The sequence below is a fragment of the Fictibacillus iocasae genome, assembly GCF_042665465.1.
GTDB classification, from domain to species: Bacteria; Bacillota; Bacilli; order Bacillales; family Fictibacillaceae; genus Fictibacillus; species Fictibacillus iocasae.
The window spans coordinates 231,989-248,828 of record NZ_JBHTCP010000016.1 but is presented as its reverse complement, the minus strand read 5'-3'; the positions used below and the strand labels follow the sequence as shown (position 1 = coordinate 248,828).

The following is a 16,840-nucleotide window of genomic DNA, read 5'->3' as shown; positions in this document are numbered from 1 at the left end:
CACTGATCACAGAAAAGTGCATTCCTTGCGGGAGATTGTAAGTGTAGTTCCTTAGACCCTTAAAGTAAGACTGTGCAACAAAAAACCAACAGGACTCTTTTTCTCAACAAACAAAAAATATGTACTGAACGCTTACAATTCTAGACGTATCACAGCTAAATTGCAAGTAGTCATATGAAAATTTTGGAATAATGAGAAGTTTCTAATAATTTTAAACAGCAGAAAAATAGCCTGCAAAATTATCAAAGAAAAACCTTTCCGCCTGCTCTTGAGAAAAATGCTTTGTTACTTCGTTTATCAAGGCTTCATATTCTTTGTATGAGGACAATTTTTCAGGTGTCTCTTCTATCCCATCAAAATCCGAACCAAACCCGACATGATCCGCACCGCCAAGTGAGCAGACGTGCTCAAGATGGTGAAGCACATGTTTGATTGATGATTTTCCGCTAGTCGTTAAAAAAGAAGGGACGAATGTTATGCCGATTCTCCCGCCTTTACTTATGAGAGCGTTGATCTGGCTGTCACTCAAGTTTCTAGGATTATCACATAATGACAACGCGTTCGAATGAGACGCGATAAGATAGTCGGCTCTTTCTATACAGTCCCAAAATCCTTTTTCAGATAAATGAGACACATCTGTCCAGCACTTTTTTTCATTAAGGAAATCAACGATCTCTTCACCGAAGGATGTGAGCCCTCCTCCTCTGCTCTCTAAAATGCCATCTGCTGCATCATTGCTATAATTCCAGGTGATGCCTGTACTTCTGATACCAAGCTGATACAATATTCTCATTTTGCTTAAATCTTTACCAATGCAGTCACAGCCTTCCAGACTCAATATCGCACCAGTCTCTTTATCTGCAAGATGAAGCAAGTCTTCACGGCTTCTGATTAATTTCAGAAGAGGGGAAGTGGCGAGCACCCTTTCATGGAAGATATCAATCATTTGCAGCGCTGCTGAAAATCGCGACTCGGCCGGGACCTTTTGCGGAATGTATACAGCAAATACCTGCACTGCCTTAGGATATTGCCGCAGCTGCGGGTAGGTGACATGCATCCCTTCTTTAGCTGAAAAAGATAACGATGGATTCTCCCACATTTGCCAAAGTACATCACAATGGGCATCAAATATACGCAATACGGCACGCTCCCTTTCTTTCTTTTTCTTCCCTGAGAAAATTCTCAATCAAAGAATATCGGCTGTTGTCATTATACTATTTTTCAATCACGAAATTCTCCTTTAACAGCCTGCGTTCACAGAAAAAATCAGGTGTTCTTCGTGCTATTTCAATACCCGCGTGACGCCAAACGGGCATGTAAAAGCCTGTCTGTACATGACAGACAGGCTGGAGAAGTCGTATTATCTCGGTTCTACGATCAGCTTGATGGCTGTCCGTTCTTCACCGTCAATTAATATATCCGTAAATGCTGGAATGCAGATGAGGTCAACTCCGCTTGGCGCTACGAATCCTCTTGCGATCGCTACTGCTTTAACCGCTTGGTTTAATGCACCTGCACCGATGGCTTGGATTTCAGCCCCGCCGCGCTCACGCAGTACGCCTGCAAGTGCACCTGCTACAGAGTTGGGATTGGATTTTGCTGAAACTTTTAATATTTCCATTAATTTGAACCTCCTTCAAGATATGATACCAGTTCTACTATATTCATTGGATCGGGCTTGTATTCCTTAAATTAAATGAGCGCTTGATGTTTCGCGCCTTGGAATACATCAATACGTTAACCCCATTTAACTGTTCCCTTCCAATCTTTGTATCAAACCTTATCGATCGGCCAAATTCATCTCCATAAACAAAATAAAGTGGTGAAGGATCACCACTTTATTTCGCGTACTCAACTGCTCTTGTTTCACGTATGACAGTAACTTTTATATGACCTGGATAATCCAGTTCACTTTCAATCTTTTTCGTAATGTCGCGTGCTAGCCTGTATGAAGCCATATCATCCACCATATCAGGCTTCACCATAATGCGAATTTCTCGTCCTGCCTGAATGGCAAACGATTTTTCGACACCGTCAAACGATTCTGATATCTCTTCCAATTTTTCAAGCCTGCGAATGTACGTCTCCAGCGTTTCTCTTCTTGCTCCTGGTCTTGCAGCTGACAGTGCATCTGCTGCAGCGACTAGCGTTGCAATGATGGACGTTGGTTCCGTGTCACCATGATGGGACGCAATACTGTTAATAACAACAGGATGCTCCTTGTACTTCGTTGCCAGTTCGACACCGATGTCAACGTGGCTTCCTTCCACTTCATGGTCAATCGCTTTTCCGATGTCATGAAGAAGTCCCGCTCGCCGTGCAAGATGCATGTCTTCTCCGATTTCTGAAGCCATCAGGCCGGCTAAGTAAGCGACTTCCATCGAGTGCTTCAACACGTTCTGGCCATAGCTTGTACGATATTTTAATCGTCCAAGAATCTTGATCAGGTCAGGATGAAGCCCATGCACACCCACTTCAAACGTCGTCTGTTCTCCTACCTCGCGGATGTACTCATCCACTTCGCGCCTTGATTTTTCCACCATCTCTTCGATTCTCGCAGGATGAATCCTGCCGTCTTGAACGAGCTTGTCGAGTGCCATTCTGGCAATCTCGCGGCGAATCGGGTCAAATCCGGATAAAATTACGGCTTCAGGCGTATCATCAATGATAAGATCAATACCCGTAAGAGTTTCTAATGTACGAATATTACGCCCTTCACGCCCGATAATTCTTCCTTTCATCTCATCGTTTGGCAGGTTAACCACTGATACAGTCGTTTCTGCAACGTGATCAGCTGCGCAGCGCTGGATGGCAAGTGAAAGAATTTCTTTCGCTTTCTTGTCAGCGTCTTCCTTCGCGCGGTTCTCAAGCTCTTTCACCATCATAGCAAGTTCATGCGACAATTCGCTTTCTGCTTCAGTCATGATGATCTGGCGGGCTTCTTCTCTCGTAAACCCGGAAATGCGCTCGAGTTCACGCTGATGCTCTTCCAGCAGTTCTCCTACTTTGCTTTCCATCTCTTCAATTTGCCGTTGTTTTTTGGCGAGAGATTCCTCACGCTTTTCCAAGGACTCCTCTTTTTTATCAAGGGTTTCGCTTTTCCTGTCCAGGATCTCTTCTTTTTGTACCAATCGTTGCTCTTGTTTTTGCAGCTCGCTTCTGCGGTCGCGCACTTCACGCTCAGCCTCTGTGCGAAGCTTGTGAATTTCATCCTTTGCTTCAAGCAAAGCTTCTTTTTTGCTGGCATCGGCCTCGCGCTTCGCCTCTTCTACGATTTGCGCTGCGGCCCGCTCTGCGCTGGAAATCTTTGCTTCTGCAATCGACTTCCTAACAAGATATCCGACAACTGCGCCGGCAGCTAAACCGGCAAGCAAAATGGAGATGAGAATCAACAAATCAGGCATGTTAACACCTCCTCTTGCTTTTTAAGTTTTTCATTTCATCAAATCAGTCGTCATTCGTGTAACAAAGCGCTTGCACAATTCAAGTGTTCTGTTGCATCCATCATTTTAATTTCCTTAGAAATCAAAATATAACTTCATTTTATAGTTGTCCACATACCTTGTCAAGAGAGTTAAACTTCTATAATAATAGGTGCTGCTTAAAAGCGCAAGATGCTTCAAAATAATATCCAGGAATGCAAAAAACCGGCCGGGGCCGGTTTTTGCTAGTGATCTATTCTGTCAGTTCAAATTCTCCCACTTCATCATGCGCTGGCGCTTCGGCTGCCTTCGCTTCGAGCTGATGGTAATCTCTCACTTCTTGAGAGATAGCAGCTGCCACTTCCGGGTTTTCCTTAAGGAACTGTTTAGAGTTCTCGCGGCCCTGGCCAAGTCTTTCGCCTTCATACGAATACCATGCACCGCTTTTTTGAACGACATCAATCTCTGAACCGATATCAAGGATTTCCCCTTCGCGCGAAATGCCTTCTCCGTACATGATGTCCACTTCCGCTACTCTGAACGGAGGAGCTACCTTATTCTTGACAACCTTCACTCGCGTCTTGTTTCCGACAATATCCTGGCCTTGCTTCAGCTGCTCAGCACGGCGCACTTCAAGCCTCACTGAAGAGTAGAACTTAAGTGCACGGCCGCCAGGAGTCGTTTCCGGGTTGCCGAACATCACGCCGACCTTTTCACGGATTTGGTTGATAAAGATAGCGATCGTTTTCGATTTATTGATGGCACCTGAAAGCTTTCTAAGCGCCTGTGACATAAGTCTCGCTTGGAGGCCAACGTGAGAATCTCCCATTTCGCCTTCGATTTCAGCTTTAGGCACTAGTGCTGCCACCGAATCGATAACGATGATATCAACTGCACCGCTGCGCACGAGCGCCTCAGCGATTTCAAGCGCCTGTTCACCGGTATCCGGCTGTGAAAGAAGAAGCTCATCGATATTAACGCCAAGCTTTTGCGCATACACAGGATCAAGAGCGTGCTCGGCATCGATGAATGCTGCCTGCCCTCCACCTTTTTGTACCTCTGCGATCGCATGGAGAGCAACCGTCGTCTTACCTGAGGACTCTGGTCCGTATACTTCAACAATTCTTCCACGCGGATAGCCGCCGACTCCAAGCGCGATGTCGAGCGCTAATGAACCGCTTGAAATTGTAGAAATCCTTTGTTCAGTCTGTTCGCCAAGCTTCATAATAGATCCTTTGCCGAACTGTTTTTCAATCTGGCGAAGCGCCATTTCTAAGGCTGCTTTACGGTCGCTCATGAAATCACTCCTCATATATAATAGAAACATTTATTCATTATTCTTGTTACCTCTATCATACCTTGTTTGAACAGCTTTGCCAATCTTTTTGCGAACATTTATTCGTATTTTTATTTTTCGGCAACAATCCGCTTATGAAGAGCAAATAGTCCATGCTTAACGGCCAATGCACGGATGCGGTTTCGAGATCCTGCCAACTGAAGAGGCAGGACATCGGTTTGCTGCGGAGAAGAAATAGCGATATAGACGGTTCCCGGTTTTGCGTGTCCGTCGCCGTCAGGCCCTGCAGCACCAGTAAAGCTTATCCCAAAGCCACTTCCCGTCTTTTGACGAACTGCCTCTGCCATTTCAGCCGCACATTCTGCACTGACCGCACCATGTTTTTGTATCGTTTCTGCTTTTACGCCGAGCAGCTTTTCTTTCATGTTGTTGTTATAAACAACGACACTGCCCATAAAGCTTTTCGATGCACCGGGTACGTCCGTCACTGATTTCCCGAACCATCCTCCTGTCAGACTTTCTGCAGCAGATAACGAAGTCGCAGTTTGCTGCAGACTCTTCAGGAGCTGTTCTTCAAGTGTGCTGTCATCGTAGCCATAAAAAAATTCGCCGGCTCGCTCGAGTATTCTCTGTTCCGTTTCATCTAATGCACGCTCTGCTTCTTCCGTGCTGTAAAAGCTTGCTGAGAGTCTTAACGTCACCTCAAAGTCACCAGCGAGCGGAGCGATTGTCGGATTTGTCTGGTTCTCAATTAGATCCGCAAGCTTTGCTTCCAGCATTGATTCGCCTATCCCAAAAAAGCGTAAAACTCTGGAACGGACAGGTTCTTTGCCACCTTTTTGAAGCAAAGCAGGCAATCCGTATTGACGGAACATCGGCTTTAATTCTGAAGGAGGACCAGGAAGCAGCATCCAGGTTTTGTTCTCAGCTTCCGTCACCATCCCTGGAGCCATTCCAAAATCGTTTGGCAGCACTAGTGATCCTTCCAATATGAGGGCTTGCTTCTTATTGTTTTCGGACATCTCCTTTCCCGTTATTTTGTAATGATTTAAAATATCATCAAGTGAGCGATGATCATACACCAGTTTTCTGCCGATACAAGCTGCAGCCGTTTCTTTCGTAAGATCATCCTTCGTCGGTCCCAGCCCTCCCGTGATGATGATGCATTCTGAGCGTGATGAGGCTTGCTTCATCACCTCTAGCAATCTATCTGGATTGTCGCCGACTGTCGTATGATGATAAACATGAAAGCCTGCAGAAGCGAGCTCAGCTGATAGAAACTGAGCGTTGGTGTTTGCGATCTGACCGAGCAAAAGTTCCGTTCCGACTGCGATAATTTCTGTTTTCACCTTTCTGCTCCTTTCAATGTACCTATTCTTTTCTTTCCCATCAAATGCCTGTTTGGCCAATCCTGTACTGATCATCGTGTCAATTTGAGCAAATCAAGCAGATAACTGATAAAAAAACAGGAGATTTCTCCTGTTTTTTCAGCAATATTATTTAGATTTTAACAATGCTTCTTTATTCGCCATAAAATATTCATAGCCAGAATACACGGTGATAATCACAGCCGCCCATAAACTCAAGTCAGCAAAAGGGATGTTCACCCAAGCGAAAGGAAGATTTTTCAAAAGAAGAGCCGAGATAGCGATGATTTGAATCCACGTTTTCAGCTTGCCCATCTGACTTGCTGCGATTACCTCTCCATCAGCAGCAGCTACTAGACGGATGCCTGTCACAGCAAATTCACGGCTTAAAATCACAATGACCATCCATGCAGGCGCATCTCCTGTTTCGACTAAAGCGACAAGCGCCGCCGTGACAAGAAGCTTGTCAGCGAGCGGATCCAAAAATTTTCCAAGGTTCGTAACAAGGTTATATTTTCTCGCGTAATAACCATCCACCCAGTCCGTCGTTGATGCGAGTATAAATATCAATGCCGCAGCAAGGTGCGTAACAGGCAGTTCTTTTCCGTCATAGGATAATACTCCCCAATCAAAGCCTCCTAGAAGAACAATCATAAAGACAGGGATCATCAGCACTCTTGAGACGGTAATTTTGTTAGGCAAATTCACAAGCTTTCCTCCATTTAATAAAAGAAGAGAAAGGCAGAAGCCCTTCCTTCTCTCCTTATCATATTTCTTTTCATTCCCAAGCTGGTCAGGTTTATTGAACGAATCGTATTAAAATTTTCTGATGCACTTTTTCAAGAGGAGCAACAGGATACGTGAACGGTACGCCGTTCAGTGTCAGCTTCGTCGTGTGTGCCGCACCGATGTTAAGCAGAATTTCCTTTTGCCCTTCTGCCTTGAAGGTATACGTTTCGCCATTTTTAAACTGTTTCGTTAACAAAAACTTACCGGAAGCATCCTTAATGTCGACATAGCTAGGTCCAGAAAGCGCAAATCCGATATCGAGGACATCGGTCCCGCTCAGTTCGTATGCCGTCATGTTGCCTTCCGTTTCTTTCTTCACGAGAGACATATCAGGCTTTTCTGGCTCAGGTTCTTTAGGAGCTGTTTCTTCCTTAGTCTTTTCCTCTTTCTGTTTATCGCCTTTCTTAACATCCTTGTCGGTTTCAATCAAACTCTCAGACTTCTTCTTTTCCTCTACCTGATCGCCGCCAAGATTTTGAATCAACATGTAAACCCCCATGATTACAATGAGAACAACACCGGCTATCACTAACATGGGCACGTATTTCCGAACAGCTGACTCTTTATCAGCACCGACAGTACGCGGTCGTTCAGACCTTGGAGTAAATTCTTCGGGCTCTCTCGCTGCTTTTGGTATATCCTTTTCATACTCTGCAAATACGGCTTCATAATCAAGGCCAACCGCTTCACAATAATTCTTGATAAATGCTCTCGCATAAAATGGCCCAGGCAAGATGCTGTAATTGCCCTCCTCAATAGCAGCTAGATATCTTTTTTGTATCTTCGTTGCGGTTTGGAGCTCTTCGAGGGTTAAGTTCCGCTCCTCACGCTTCCCTTTTAAAAACATTCCCAGTTCTGTCAATCATACCACCTACTAACAAGATTAGTTATTAAAATGCCTCAAATCCCGGATCCCGGTGTACCGCTTCATATGTAATCTCTTCATTCGGGTCATTTTTCAGTTCTATAATATAATCAAAATCATCCATGGAATACTCATTGTTCGTGATGAATAGATCCGGATGCTCGACCACCTTTGTAGAAGGGAGCCTCATAATTTCCCGTATAAGCTGCCAGTGCTGTTCGTTATTGTTCCGCACCGATACAGCTCCGTCAATGATAAATACATTGTCAGCGTCATATTCATCATCGATCAGCCGTGTCCTCAAGGTCTGCTTCAGCAGCGTTGAGGACAGGAAGACCCACCGCTTTGAGGCACAAACACTCGAAGCGACAATACTCTCTGTCTTGCCTACCCGCGGCATGCCCCTGACCCCGATCAGCTTATGGCCTTCCACTTTATAGATTTCTGCCAGAAAGTCGACCAGCAGGCCAAGTTCATTCCTGACAAACCGAAACGTTTTCTTATCGTCCGCATCTCGTTCAATATAACGGCCATGTCTGACGGCAAGCCTGTCACGAAGCTTTGGCTTGCGGAATTTGGTTACCGTTATGTTATCCATCGTATCGAGTATATTCTTAAGCCTGGAAGTCTTCTCTTCGTTATCAATAACGAGCAAAAGGCCGCGGCGTTCATTATCTACACCGTTTATCGTAATAATATTAATGCCAAGCATACCAAGGAGTGAAGATATATCTCCAAGAAGGCCCGGACGGTTTTTATGTATTTCATATTCAAGGTACCATTCCTGTCCGATATCTATCCTCTCCTTCTTGTTATTCTCCATCTTGTTATTATAATAAATGAAATTAAATGATTATAAAAGAAAAATAAAAGGGATGTTAAGAAATTTCCTTAACATCCCGCTTCATTTAGTGGCTGTTCCCGTTCTGGACCAGCTTGACCATCATGTTAGCGATGGCGTGCTTTTCTTGATCATCTGCCACGTTCCAAAGATCGGCCAGTACTTTCTCTTCCGGGTTCTTCGGTTCTACATGGCTGGCAAGATAACCGCCGATCTCAGTCGCAAGATTTGATATAGCTGATTGGTCCATCCCTTCATGCTGGGCATGCTCAAGACGGTCAGCCAAGAATTCTTTCCATTGACCAAAATTGTCTAATACGGACATGTTCGTCTCCTCCTTTTTATAATATCATCGTTAATATGCCAAAAAAGGAGGACAAATATTCTTTTTTAAATGCAGTTTACCATAATATATTTACGTATACCATGCCCCGTTCACAGCTAAAATATGGCCATTGATGTAGCTGGATGACTCCCCGGAGAGGAAATGAACCGCATCGGCTATCTCCTCTGGACGCCCCAGCCTGCCTGCAGGGATGCTGTCCTTTAGTTCCGTGATATCCTCTTCGGTGAAATCAAGCATCATCGCCGTATCCACCGCTCCAGGAGCTACCGCATTAGCACGGATGCCATTCGGGCCAAGCTCTTTGGCAATAGACCTTATAAACGTGTTCATTCCCCCTTTTGCTGCAGAATAAACCGCCTCGCAGGAAGCGCCATTCTCGCCCCAGACACTGGAAATGGCTATGACCGTACCCCTTTTTTGTGAGAGCATGTATGGAATGAACTGCTTGGTTAAAAGCATCGGGCTCGTCAGGTTCAGCGCAAGCATCTTATGGAATTCGTCTTCCTTCATATCCTGAAACAGCCCGTAATGGCTGCTGCCGCTGTTCAGTATGAGAGCATCGATGCTTCTGCCAGTCTGGCTGATCAGCTCTTCTATTCCAGTGGATGAAGAGAGATCCGCATAGACGGGTATGCAGGCGGTTCCCGTTGTCCTGGTAAGCTCTTCTGCCAGCTCGACTGCTTGGTCCTTGCTTGAACAGTAATGAAGGAACAGCGTTTTATAGGACGGTGCCAGCTTAATGGCGATGGCTTTCCCTATCCCGCCTGATGAACCGGTTATGAGTGCAGTTGATGTCATGAATGTTCCCTCCAGAAAAAAACATCCCCTTTTTGGAGAGGATGCGCTTTTCTTCTTATTATGACGGCTTTTTTTGCACGGTGCAAACGGTCATCGCCTCATCGGTAAAGTGATTGTTTAAAACTCTTTCTGCTTCTTTTGCGTTCAGTGATTCCAGCGCAGGGATAACATCGAACAGGTCCATGCCGTTAAACGCGTAGCGTGTAAACTGATTAGCGATGAACTCAGGAGAATTTAACGCTCTTAAAAACGAACCGATTTTCTTTTTTCTGGCTCGCTCAAAACTGTGCTCATCAAGCTTTGTTTGTTTGGCAGCAGCGACCATTCTACGGATGCTTTGGGCGAGTTTCTCCGGTTGTTTAGTGTCTCCGCCAAGCATACTGAATCCGAATCCACATTCTTCAGTGTAGTCAAATGAAAAGGTGTGGTCGATCAATCCGTCGTTATACAGTTTTTCATAATTAGCAGAGCTTTTGCCAAACAGGATATCGAGCAGAAGGTTTACTGTGAGCTCATGATTCAGCAGTTCTTTGCCTTGGCGCCCCGGTGAGTTTTCCTTAAATCCGATATAGCATTTTGGAGTCTGTACTGGCATGTGTATCACATGCTCTTTTCTTGCAGCCCCGGCAGGTTCCTCATCAAAAAGGCGCTTGATCGGGGGCTTGTCGCTGAACCCTTTGCTGGATTGGTTTGTGCGTATGAGGCTCATAATTTCTTCGGCATCCACAGGACCCACAACAAATAAAATCATGTTGCTTGGATGGTAAAACGTTTCATAGCATTCGTATAACATATCTTTTGTGATGTCTGAGATCGATTCGACTGTTCCTGCGATGTCAATCTTGACAGGATGATGTTTGAACATGTTCTCAATCAGCCCAAAATATACACGCCAATCAGGGTTATCATCGTACATTCTGATTTCCTGTCCTATGATGCCCTTTTCCTTCTCGACGGTCTTTTCTGTAAAATAAGGTTCTTGAACAAAATCGATAAGAGTCGAGAGGTTCGTTTTCACATCACCCGTTGTGGAGAACAGATAAGCCGTCCGCGTGAATGTCGTAAAAGCATTAGCGGATGCGCCTTGCTTGCTGAAATCCTGAAACACATCCCCTTTTTCTTTTTCAAACAGCTTATGCTCTAAAAAATGGGCGATGCCATCAGGCACCTTAACAGCCTCTTCTTTTCCAGGCGAAACAAAATGGTTATCAACTGATCCATAATTCGTCGTGAACGTGGCGTATGTTTTATTGAAACCCTTCTTCTCGAGCACATACACCTTCAACCCGTTCTCCATTTCTTCATAATGAAGCGTCTCATCAAGCTGGCCAAACTGTTTATTCTGCATCCGAAGCGCCTCCCTTCAAAAAGTAGATCGTATCGAGTTTCAGTTTCTTCGCTACCTCCGTCACATCTTTCTTCGTGACCGCATCAATTCCAGAGAGCCACTCTTCCACTGTTCTGTCTGTGCCGGAAACGACGGCATGATACAATACTTCAGTGAGCCCGAAGCTTGAATCGATGGTCTCAAGGATCTGGTTCTTGATCATCGCTTTTGTCTGCTCGAGTTCAGAATCCGTAATGTTTCCAGAAACGATTTCATCAAGCTGCTCCTTGATGATTTTTACTGCCTTCTCATAGTTCGCCGCTTCAATTCCGCTCATGACAAAAACGGCACCTTTATGGCTTTCGAACCTAGATACAGCATAATAGGCAAGGCTTTCCTTTTCGCGCACATTCATAAAAAGCTTGGAATGTGAAAAACCTCCAAAAACACCGTTGCAAACCTGCAATGCATAATAATCACTGTCGTTATACGTCGTATAGGTGCGGTAACCCATGTTCAGCTTTCCTTGCTGGACATCCTGCACCTCAAACACTTCGTTTACTTTTGCCGGCTGTATTTCGTCCTTCTTTGAAACAGGATTGTCACTGTTTCTGCCTGCAAGCTGAAAATACTTTTCAGCAGCCTCACGCACGTTAAGCTGCGCTGTATCTCCAATCACATAAAGGTCCATCTTGTCTCGGGAAATGACACTTTGGTAATACTCATACAGCTCCTTGGGCGTAATGCGGTCCACTTCTTTTTCTTCTCCGTACACATTATATCGGTACAGCTCATCCTGATACATCTCTTCAAGAAGCCGCTTGTTCGCGTAGCGCATTTTATCATCATAAATGGATTCAATCTGCTGCTTTAATGACCGCTTTTCCTTATTCACGATTTCCTCTAAAAAGCTTACGTTTTCCGCAGCGGGCTGAAGCAAGATCTCCGATAAGAGCTTCAGAGACTGTTCAAACAAAGGTGTGCTGTCAGACAAAAATTTCTCGTTGGCCACCTCTAGGCGCAGGCTGATCACCTGATTTTCCCCTTTTTTTGAAAGATCCACGGAGAGAGAAGCTCCGTACATGTCGTCTAATGCACCTCTAATAGCTTTTGAAGAGGGCAACTGTTTCGTCCCTGCTTGCAGCACGAATGGAAGCAGAGCGCGTTTTGTTACATTCTCACCCTCTATCGGCCGCAGAAGCTGAAGGACGATAGAATTAGTCTTATATTTCTTTGTCTGGACCGTATGAAGTGTCAGTCCGGACAGCTCTTCTTTAAGATGGTCCACATATTGCATGTTCATAATCCTCCTTATGTATGTTGAATAGCGATGAGCAGCGAACATCATTTTTTACCCATTTTATATTTTACCCACTTTCGGTAACAAGCAGTACTATTCCTGCCAGAAAGATAAAGTTGCGAACATTTGACCGAAAACTTTATCAATGAAACCCTACTATCCGCTAAAAATAGCCCCCATATGCTAAAAACCAAGGGCAACGCATGATAGCACTGCGTTGCCCTTGGTTTTCTTATAATAGCTTTTTTCGCAATCATTGTTGCTTTTAGAATTCTAAGAAGTGGTTGATCTCCGATACAGGCGCACGCTTATCCAGAGGCATATGGCGAAAAGCAGAAACGGCTCGTTCAGCCTAGGACAAGCAAATGAGGAAGGGACCGAGAAGATCGGTTTGTGACTTATTGGGCACTTACTCATTTGAACTCGAGGGGCTACCCTTTTCTGCTGGACATGGTGAGCTATCCGCTAGCCAAGCGCCTTTGGAAGGTCTCACCTTCTCACTCCCACTCGCAGGATAAGGAAGGCGGCGCAGCAAGACATCAAACGCAAGAAAATGTGATTTTCATTTTCGAGGAGTCGGTGCCTTTCACTACGATCAACCTCTCAATCAAGGATTCAAAGTTGATTAAGGTAAAAAGACCTTGTTAGATGATGTACAACCATTCTTTGGGATAATGTTTAGAAAACTAGATCGCTGAACTTACACATAGGCAATCTCGCAGTATAAATTTTGCATAATTAGACGTTTCATAAGCAACAATCTCTACGAAAAGAGCCTTTGTAATAGAAAGGTAAAACGGCTGAAACGGATCAGTTTTACAATGTCATGATTATACCGTCCTGTTTTTTTACAAACCCTATCTTTTTCCTTTTTCGTAATGCTGTCCGATCGCCTTAGGAGCGTCAGCACGTCCCACAAGTCCTGCTAGGGCAAGAATGGTCAATACATAAGGCAAGATCAGCAAGTACACATGCGGGATGTCTTGTATTCCGGGTATTTGCTGTCCGGTGATGCTTAAGCTCTGAGCAAGCCCGAAAAATAGAGCCGCTCCCATCGCTCCAAGAGGATGCCACTTACCGAAAATCATCGCAGCAAGCGCCATAAACCCTTGTCCGAGTATTGTTGAATGAGTAAAGTTTCCAGAGATCGATGCCGCGTAAACCGCTCCGCCAAGACCGGCGAATACCCCGCTCAAAAGAACAGCGGTATATCTCATCCGTACAACGTTCACACCCATCGTATCAGCTGCCATCGGATGTTCGCCGACCGCTCTCAGACGGAGGCCGAACGGTGTTTTGTAAATTACAAACCACGCTAAAACCGCAAGTGCGATGGCAAGAAATGAAGTAGAGTACGCATTTGAGAAGAACAGTTTTCCTATTACAGGAATATCAGACAATACAGGGATGTCCCACTTTGAAATACGCTCGCTTATAACAGGAGTCTGTCCCGCATCAAAGATTTTCTTCGTTAAAAAGATTGCAAGTCCTGCGGCAAGAAAGTTCAATGCCACACCGCTTACCGTTTGATCTGCTTTCAATGAAATGGAGGCAACCGCATGAACAAGGGATAAAAGAGCCCCCGCTGCCATGGCAAAAAGAAAGCTTACCCATGGAGACGCAGCTCCTAAGCCCCATTGCTCGCCGTAATACGTAAACACAGCACCTGTAAAAGCGCCAAAAAGCATAAGGCCTTCTAGGCCGATATTGATGACTCCTGCACGCTCACTGAACACTCCTCCGAGTGCTGTGAAAATTAAGGGTGCGGCAGAAACGATGGCAGCAGGTATGATGATCGCCAGTATTTCCATAAGTCCCATCTTAAATCTTACCCCCTTTATTCACTCTGTTCACAACCCAGTGAACAAGATAGCTGCACGCGACGAAGAAAATGATCAGCGCGATAACGATTCCGATGATCTCAGTCGGAACACCTGCGATCGACTGCATGTTGAGAGCACCAATCTTCAAGCCTCCAAACAATGCAGCACCAAAAATGACTCCTAGCGCACTGTTGGCTCCAAGCAGCGCAACCGCAATCCCGTCGAATCCTACACCAGTAAATCCTGCGTTAATCGTCATATACTGATACGTTCCAAGGCCTTCCATGCTTCCAGCCATACCAGCGAAAGCACCTGAAATGGCCATCGACAGCACGATGTTGCGGGACACATTGATTCCTGCGTATTGAGAAGCGTGCTGGTTAAAGCCGACAGAACGGAGTTCATAGCCTGTTGTTGTACGCCAAAGGATGAACCACATAACAGCTGCTGCGATAAGGGCTACGATGAATCCATAATGCAAGGTTGAATAGTCCGTCGCATTCTCAAGCCATGCCGATTTTAACGATGCGGATTGTTTAATCGATTCCGTCCGTTCGCCAGGAGCGAGCAAGTAGGCACGAATGATGGCGTTAGTTGAGTATAATGCAATATAATTCATCATGATTGTCGTGATGACTTCGTGTACCATGAACCGGGCTTTCAAAAAGCCAGGGACCGCTCCCCAAAGCCCGCCGGCTACAGCTGCAGCAGCAATCGCTAAAGGGATATGAATAACCGCGGGTGCATCGACCGTGACACCGACATACACCGAGGCAAGCCAGCCAACAAGAAGCTGTCCTTCTACTCCGATGTTAAAAAGGCCAGTCCTGAAAGCAAAGGCAACCGCTAGCCCAGACAAAATAAGCGGAGTCATCTGGCGTATTGTTTCTCCTAGAAAATAGCTGCCGCCGAAAATCCCTTCAAAAAGAGCGCTGTACGCCTTAAGCGGATTATAATCACTGACCGCCATGATGACAGCTCCGATCAACAGCCCTAAAATAACGGATATAACCGGAACGGATAGTTTCATAAGTTTACTTTGGTTTTCCATTATGCGATAACACCTGCTTTCTTGCCGCCTGCCATGAGAAGCCCAAGCTCTTGTTCTGTCGTTTCTTTCGGATCCACGATCGCGGTAATTTTTCCTTCATAGATGACCGCGATCCGGTCACTCACGTTCATGATTTCATCCAGTTCAAACGATACGAGAAGGACAGCCTTGCCATTGTCTCGCTCGGCAATCAATTTAGAATGGATGAACTCAATCGCTCCCACGTCCAGTCCGCGTGTCGGCTGAGCAGCGATCAAGAAATCAGGGCTTCGGTCCACTTCCCGGGCGATTATAGCCTTTTGCTGGTTTCCACCGGAGAGTGCCCTAGCTGGCGTATAAACATCTGGAGTCCTCACGTCAAATTCCTCAACAAGCTTCTTCGCTTTGTCAAAGATCGGCTTAAACTGCAGAATGCCGCCTTTTGAAAAAGGCTTCTGATAATAGGTCTGAAGCACAATATTTTCTCCGACAGAAAAGTCTAGGACGAGACCGTGCTTATGGCGGTCTTCAGGTATGTGCCCAAGTCCGGATTCCGTAACCTTGCGCGGCGGCTTGTTCGTAATGTCTTTTCCGTTAAGCGTAATCTTTCCAGAGTCCGCTTTCCTCAGACCCGTCATGACTTCAAGCATCTCCGTCTGTCCGTTTCCGTCCACTCCTGCGATACCGAGAATTTCTCCAGCATTCACAGTCAAAGTAAGACCGTCCACGACCGGAACCTTTCTGCTGTCCACAACCGATACATCTTTCATTTCCAAGACCGCATGCTTTGGTACACTTTCCGTTTTGTTAACCTTAAAGTTGACCTCGCGTCCGACCATCATGGCTGCGAGCGCATCAGGGTTCGTATCCTTCACATCGACCGTTCCGATGCTTCGCCCTCTGCGGATAACTGTACAGCGGTCACACACTTCCATAATTTCTTTTAATTTGTGTGTGATCAAAATGATTGACTTGCCTTCTTGAACCATCTTCTTCATGATCTGAATGAGCTCTTTGATCTCCTGAGGCGTCAGCACTGCGGTCGGCTCATCAAATATCAAAATTTCAGCTCCGCGGTACAACGTCTTTACGATTTCCACACGCTGCTGCATGCCGACTGAAATTTCTTCTATTTTCGCGTTCGGGTTAACAGAAAGCCCATATTGCTTCGAAAGCCTTTCCACTTCTTTTGCTGCACTCTTCACATCTACCGTTCCGCCTTTTACAGGCTCTTTTCCAAGTATGATATTCTCGGTTACGGTAAATTTGTCAACGAGCATGAAGTGCTGATGCACCATCCCGATTCCCATGCTGTTTGCGATGTTCGGATCATTTTGCTCAAGTTTTTTTCCTTTTACAATGATCTCGCCTCTTTCAGGCTGATATAAGCCAAACAATACGTTCATCAGGGTCGATTTACCAGCGCCATTCTCTCCGAGCAGCGCATGGATCTCCCCTTTCTTCACTTGAAGGGTTATATCATCATTGGCGACGATGCCCGGAAATTCTTTGCGTATGTTCCGCATTTCAATTACATATTCCATGAGTTCACCCACTTTACCAAAATAGCAGCTTTGCCTCACTATGAATCAAGCGAGGTGACTTGCTGCAAAAAAGGCTTGGCCGCTGCCAAGC

At 45.5% G+C, this 16,840-nt stretch carries 15 protein-coding genes; all 15 read right to left on the bottom strand.

Annotated features, from left to right (window positions below; all coding sequences use genetic code 11):
- Positions 1 to 211: 211 nt before the first annotated feature.
- Positions 212 to 1,138 (bottom strand): dipeptidase, encoded by a 927-nt coding sequence (locus ACFQPF_RS11165; RefSeq protein WP_379749612.1) that lies wholly within the window; start codon positions 1,136 to 1,138, stop codon positions 212 to 214.
- A gap of 222 nt (positions 1,139 to 1,360) precedes the next feature.
- Positions 1,361 to 1,621 carry a stage V sporulation protein SpoVS gene (gene spoVS / locus ACFQPF_RS11160; protein ID WP_010193268.1) on the bottom strand — a complete coding sequence of 87 codons (261 nt, stop codon included), beginning with the start codon at positions 1,619 to 1,621 and terminating at the stop codon, positions 1,361 to 1,363.
- Positions 1,622 to 1,838: 217 nt separating this feature from the next.
- Positions 1,839 to 3,404: a ribonuclease Y gene (rny, locus tag ACFQPF_RS11155; RefSeq protein WP_379749611.1), complete on the bottom strand. Its 1,566-nt coding sequence runs from the start codon at positions 3,402 to 3,404 to the stop codon at positions 1,839 to 1,841.
- 271 nt (positions 3,405 to 3,675) lie between these two features.
- Positions 3,676 to 4,719, bottom strand: a complete 1,044-nt coding sequence (recA, locus tag ACFQPF_RS11150) for a recombinase RecA (RefSeq protein ID WP_379749609.1) — start codon at positions 4,717 to 4,719, stop codon at positions 3,676 to 3,678.
- A gap of 110 nt (positions 4,720 to 4,829) precedes the next feature.
- Entirely contained in the window at positions 4,830 to 6,068 is a 1,239-nt protein-coding gene (locus ACFQPF_RS11145; RefSeq protein ID WP_379749607.1) for a competence/damage-inducible protein A, read from the bottom strand.
- A 147-nt stretch (positions 6,069 to 6,215) separates the two neighbouring features.
- Complete coding sequence (gene pgsA / locus ACFQPF_RS11140) at positions 6,216 to 6,794, bottom strand: CDP-diacylglycerol--glycerol-3-phosphate 3-phosphatidyltransferase (protein WP_379749606.1); 579 nt, start codon at positions 6,792 to 6,794, stop codon at positions 6,216 to 6,218.
- 91 nt (positions 6,795 to 6,885) lie between these two features.
- Positions 6,886 to 7,737 carry a helix-turn-helix domain-containing protein gene (locus ACFQPF_RS11135; RefSeq protein WP_379749604.1) on the bottom strand — a complete coding sequence of 284 codons (852 nt, stop codon included), beginning with the start codon at positions 7,735 to 7,737 and terminating at the stop codon, positions 6,886 to 6,888.
- Positions 7,738 to 7,765: 28 nt separating this feature from the next.
- The gene (locus ACFQPF_RS11130; RefSeq protein ID WP_379749602.1) at positions 7,766 to 8,563 is read right to left on the bottom strand and encodes a DUF3388 domain-containing protein; all 798 of its coding nucleotides are present in this window, start codon (positions 8,561 to 8,563) and stop codon (positions 7,766 to 7,768) included.
- Positions 8,564 to 8,648: 85 nt separating this feature from the next.
- Entirely contained in the window at positions 8,649 to 8,906 is a 258-nt protein-coding gene (locus tag ACFQPF_RS11125) for a DUF3243 domain-containing protein (RefSeq protein WP_379749600.1), read from the bottom strand.
- Positions 8,907 to 8,996: 90 nt separating this feature from the next.
- Positions 8,997 to 9,725 carry an elongation factor P 5-aminopentanone reductase gene (gene ymfI, locus ACFQPF_RS11120; protein WP_379749598.1) on the bottom strand — a complete coding sequence of 243 codons (729 nt, stop codon included), beginning with the start codon at positions 9,723 to 9,725 and terminating at the stop codon, positions 8,997 to 8,999.
- A 58-nt stretch (positions 9,726 to 9,783) separates the two neighbouring features.
- Positions 9,784 to 11,073, bottom strand: a complete 1,290-nt coding sequence (yfmH, locus tag ACFQPF_RS11115) for an EF-P 5-aminopentanol modification-associated protein YfmH (protein ID WP_379749596.1) — start codon at positions 11,071 to 11,073, stop codon at positions 9,784 to 9,786.
- Positions 11,063 to 12,349 carry an EF-P 5-aminopentanol modification-associated protein YfmF gene (gene yfmF / locus ACFQPF_RS11110; RefSeq protein WP_379749594.1) on the bottom strand — a complete coding sequence of 429 codons (1,287 nt, stop codon included), beginning with the start codon at positions 12,347 to 12,349 and terminating at the stop codon, positions 11,063 to 11,065. The genes yfmH and yfmF overlap by 11 nt, the downstream gene beginning before the upstream one ends.
- An 860-nt stretch (positions 12,350 to 13,209) precedes the next feature.
- Positions 13,210 to 14,172, bottom strand: coding sequence for an ABC transporter permease (locus ACFQPF_RS11105; protein WP_379749592.1), 963 nt, complete (start codon positions 14,170 to 14,172; stop codon positions 13,210 to 13,212).
- A 1-nt stretch (position 14,173) separates the two neighbouring features.
- A complete protein-coding gene (locus tag ACFQPF_RS11100) occupies positions 14,174 to 15,226 on the bottom strand; it encodes an ABC transporter permease (RefSeq protein WP_379749590.1) in 1,053 nt (350 codons plus the stop codon).
- Positions 15,226 to 16,749 carry an ABC transporter ATP-binding protein gene (locus ACFQPF_RS11095; RefSeq protein WP_379749588.1) on the bottom strand — a complete coding sequence of 508 codons (1,524 nt, stop codon included), beginning with the start codon at positions 16,747 to 16,749 and terminating at the stop codon, positions 15,226 to 15,228. Before ACFQPF_RS11095 ends, ACFQPF_RS11100 begins: the two co-directional genes overlap by 1 nt.
- Positions 16,750 to 16,840: the final 91 nt, after the last annotated feature.

Coding starts and splice junctions, on each gene's coding strand:
- yfmF (WP_379749594.1), bottom strand. CDS start 12,349: ATGCAATATGTGGACCATCTTAAAGAAGAGCTGTCCGGACTGACACTT.
- ACFQPF_RS11105 (WP_379749592.1), bottom strand. CDS start 14,172: ATGGGACTTATGGAAATACTGGCGATCATCATACCTGCTGCCATCGTT.
- ymfI (WP_379749598.1), bottom strand. CDS start 9,725: ATGACATCAACTGCACTCATAACCGGTTCATCAGGCGGGATAGGGAAA.
- ACFQPF_RS11125 (WP_379749600.1), bottom strand. CDS start 8,906: ATGTCCGTATTAGACAATTTTGGTCAATGGAAAGAATTCTTGGCTGAC.
- recA (WP_379749609.1), bottom strand. CDS start 4,719: ATGAGCGACCGTAAAGCAGCCTTAGAAATGGCGCTTCGCCAGATTGAA.
- ACFQPF_RS11100 (WP_379749590.1), bottom strand. CDS start 15,226: ATGGAAAACCAAAGTAAACTTATGAAACTATCCGTTCCGGTTATATCC.
- yfmH (WP_379749596.1), bottom strand. CDS start 11,073: ATGCAGAATAAACAGTTTGGCCAGCTTGATGAGACGCTTCATTATGAA.
- ACFQPF_RS11130 (WP_379749602.1), bottom strand. CDS start 8,563: ATGGAGAATAACAAGAAGGAGAGGATAGATATCGGACAGGAATGGTAC.
- spoVS (WP_010193268.1), bottom strand. CDS start 1,621: ATGGAAATATTAAAAGTTTCAGCAAAATCCAATCCCAACTCTGTAGCA.
- ACFQPF_RS11095 (WP_379749588.1), bottom strand. CDS start 16,749: ATGGAATATGTAATTGAAATGCGGAACATACGCAAAGAATTTCCGGGC.
- rny (WP_379749611.1), bottom strand. CDS start 3,404: ATGCCTGATTTGTTGATTCTCATCTCCATTTTGCTTGCCGGTTTAGCT.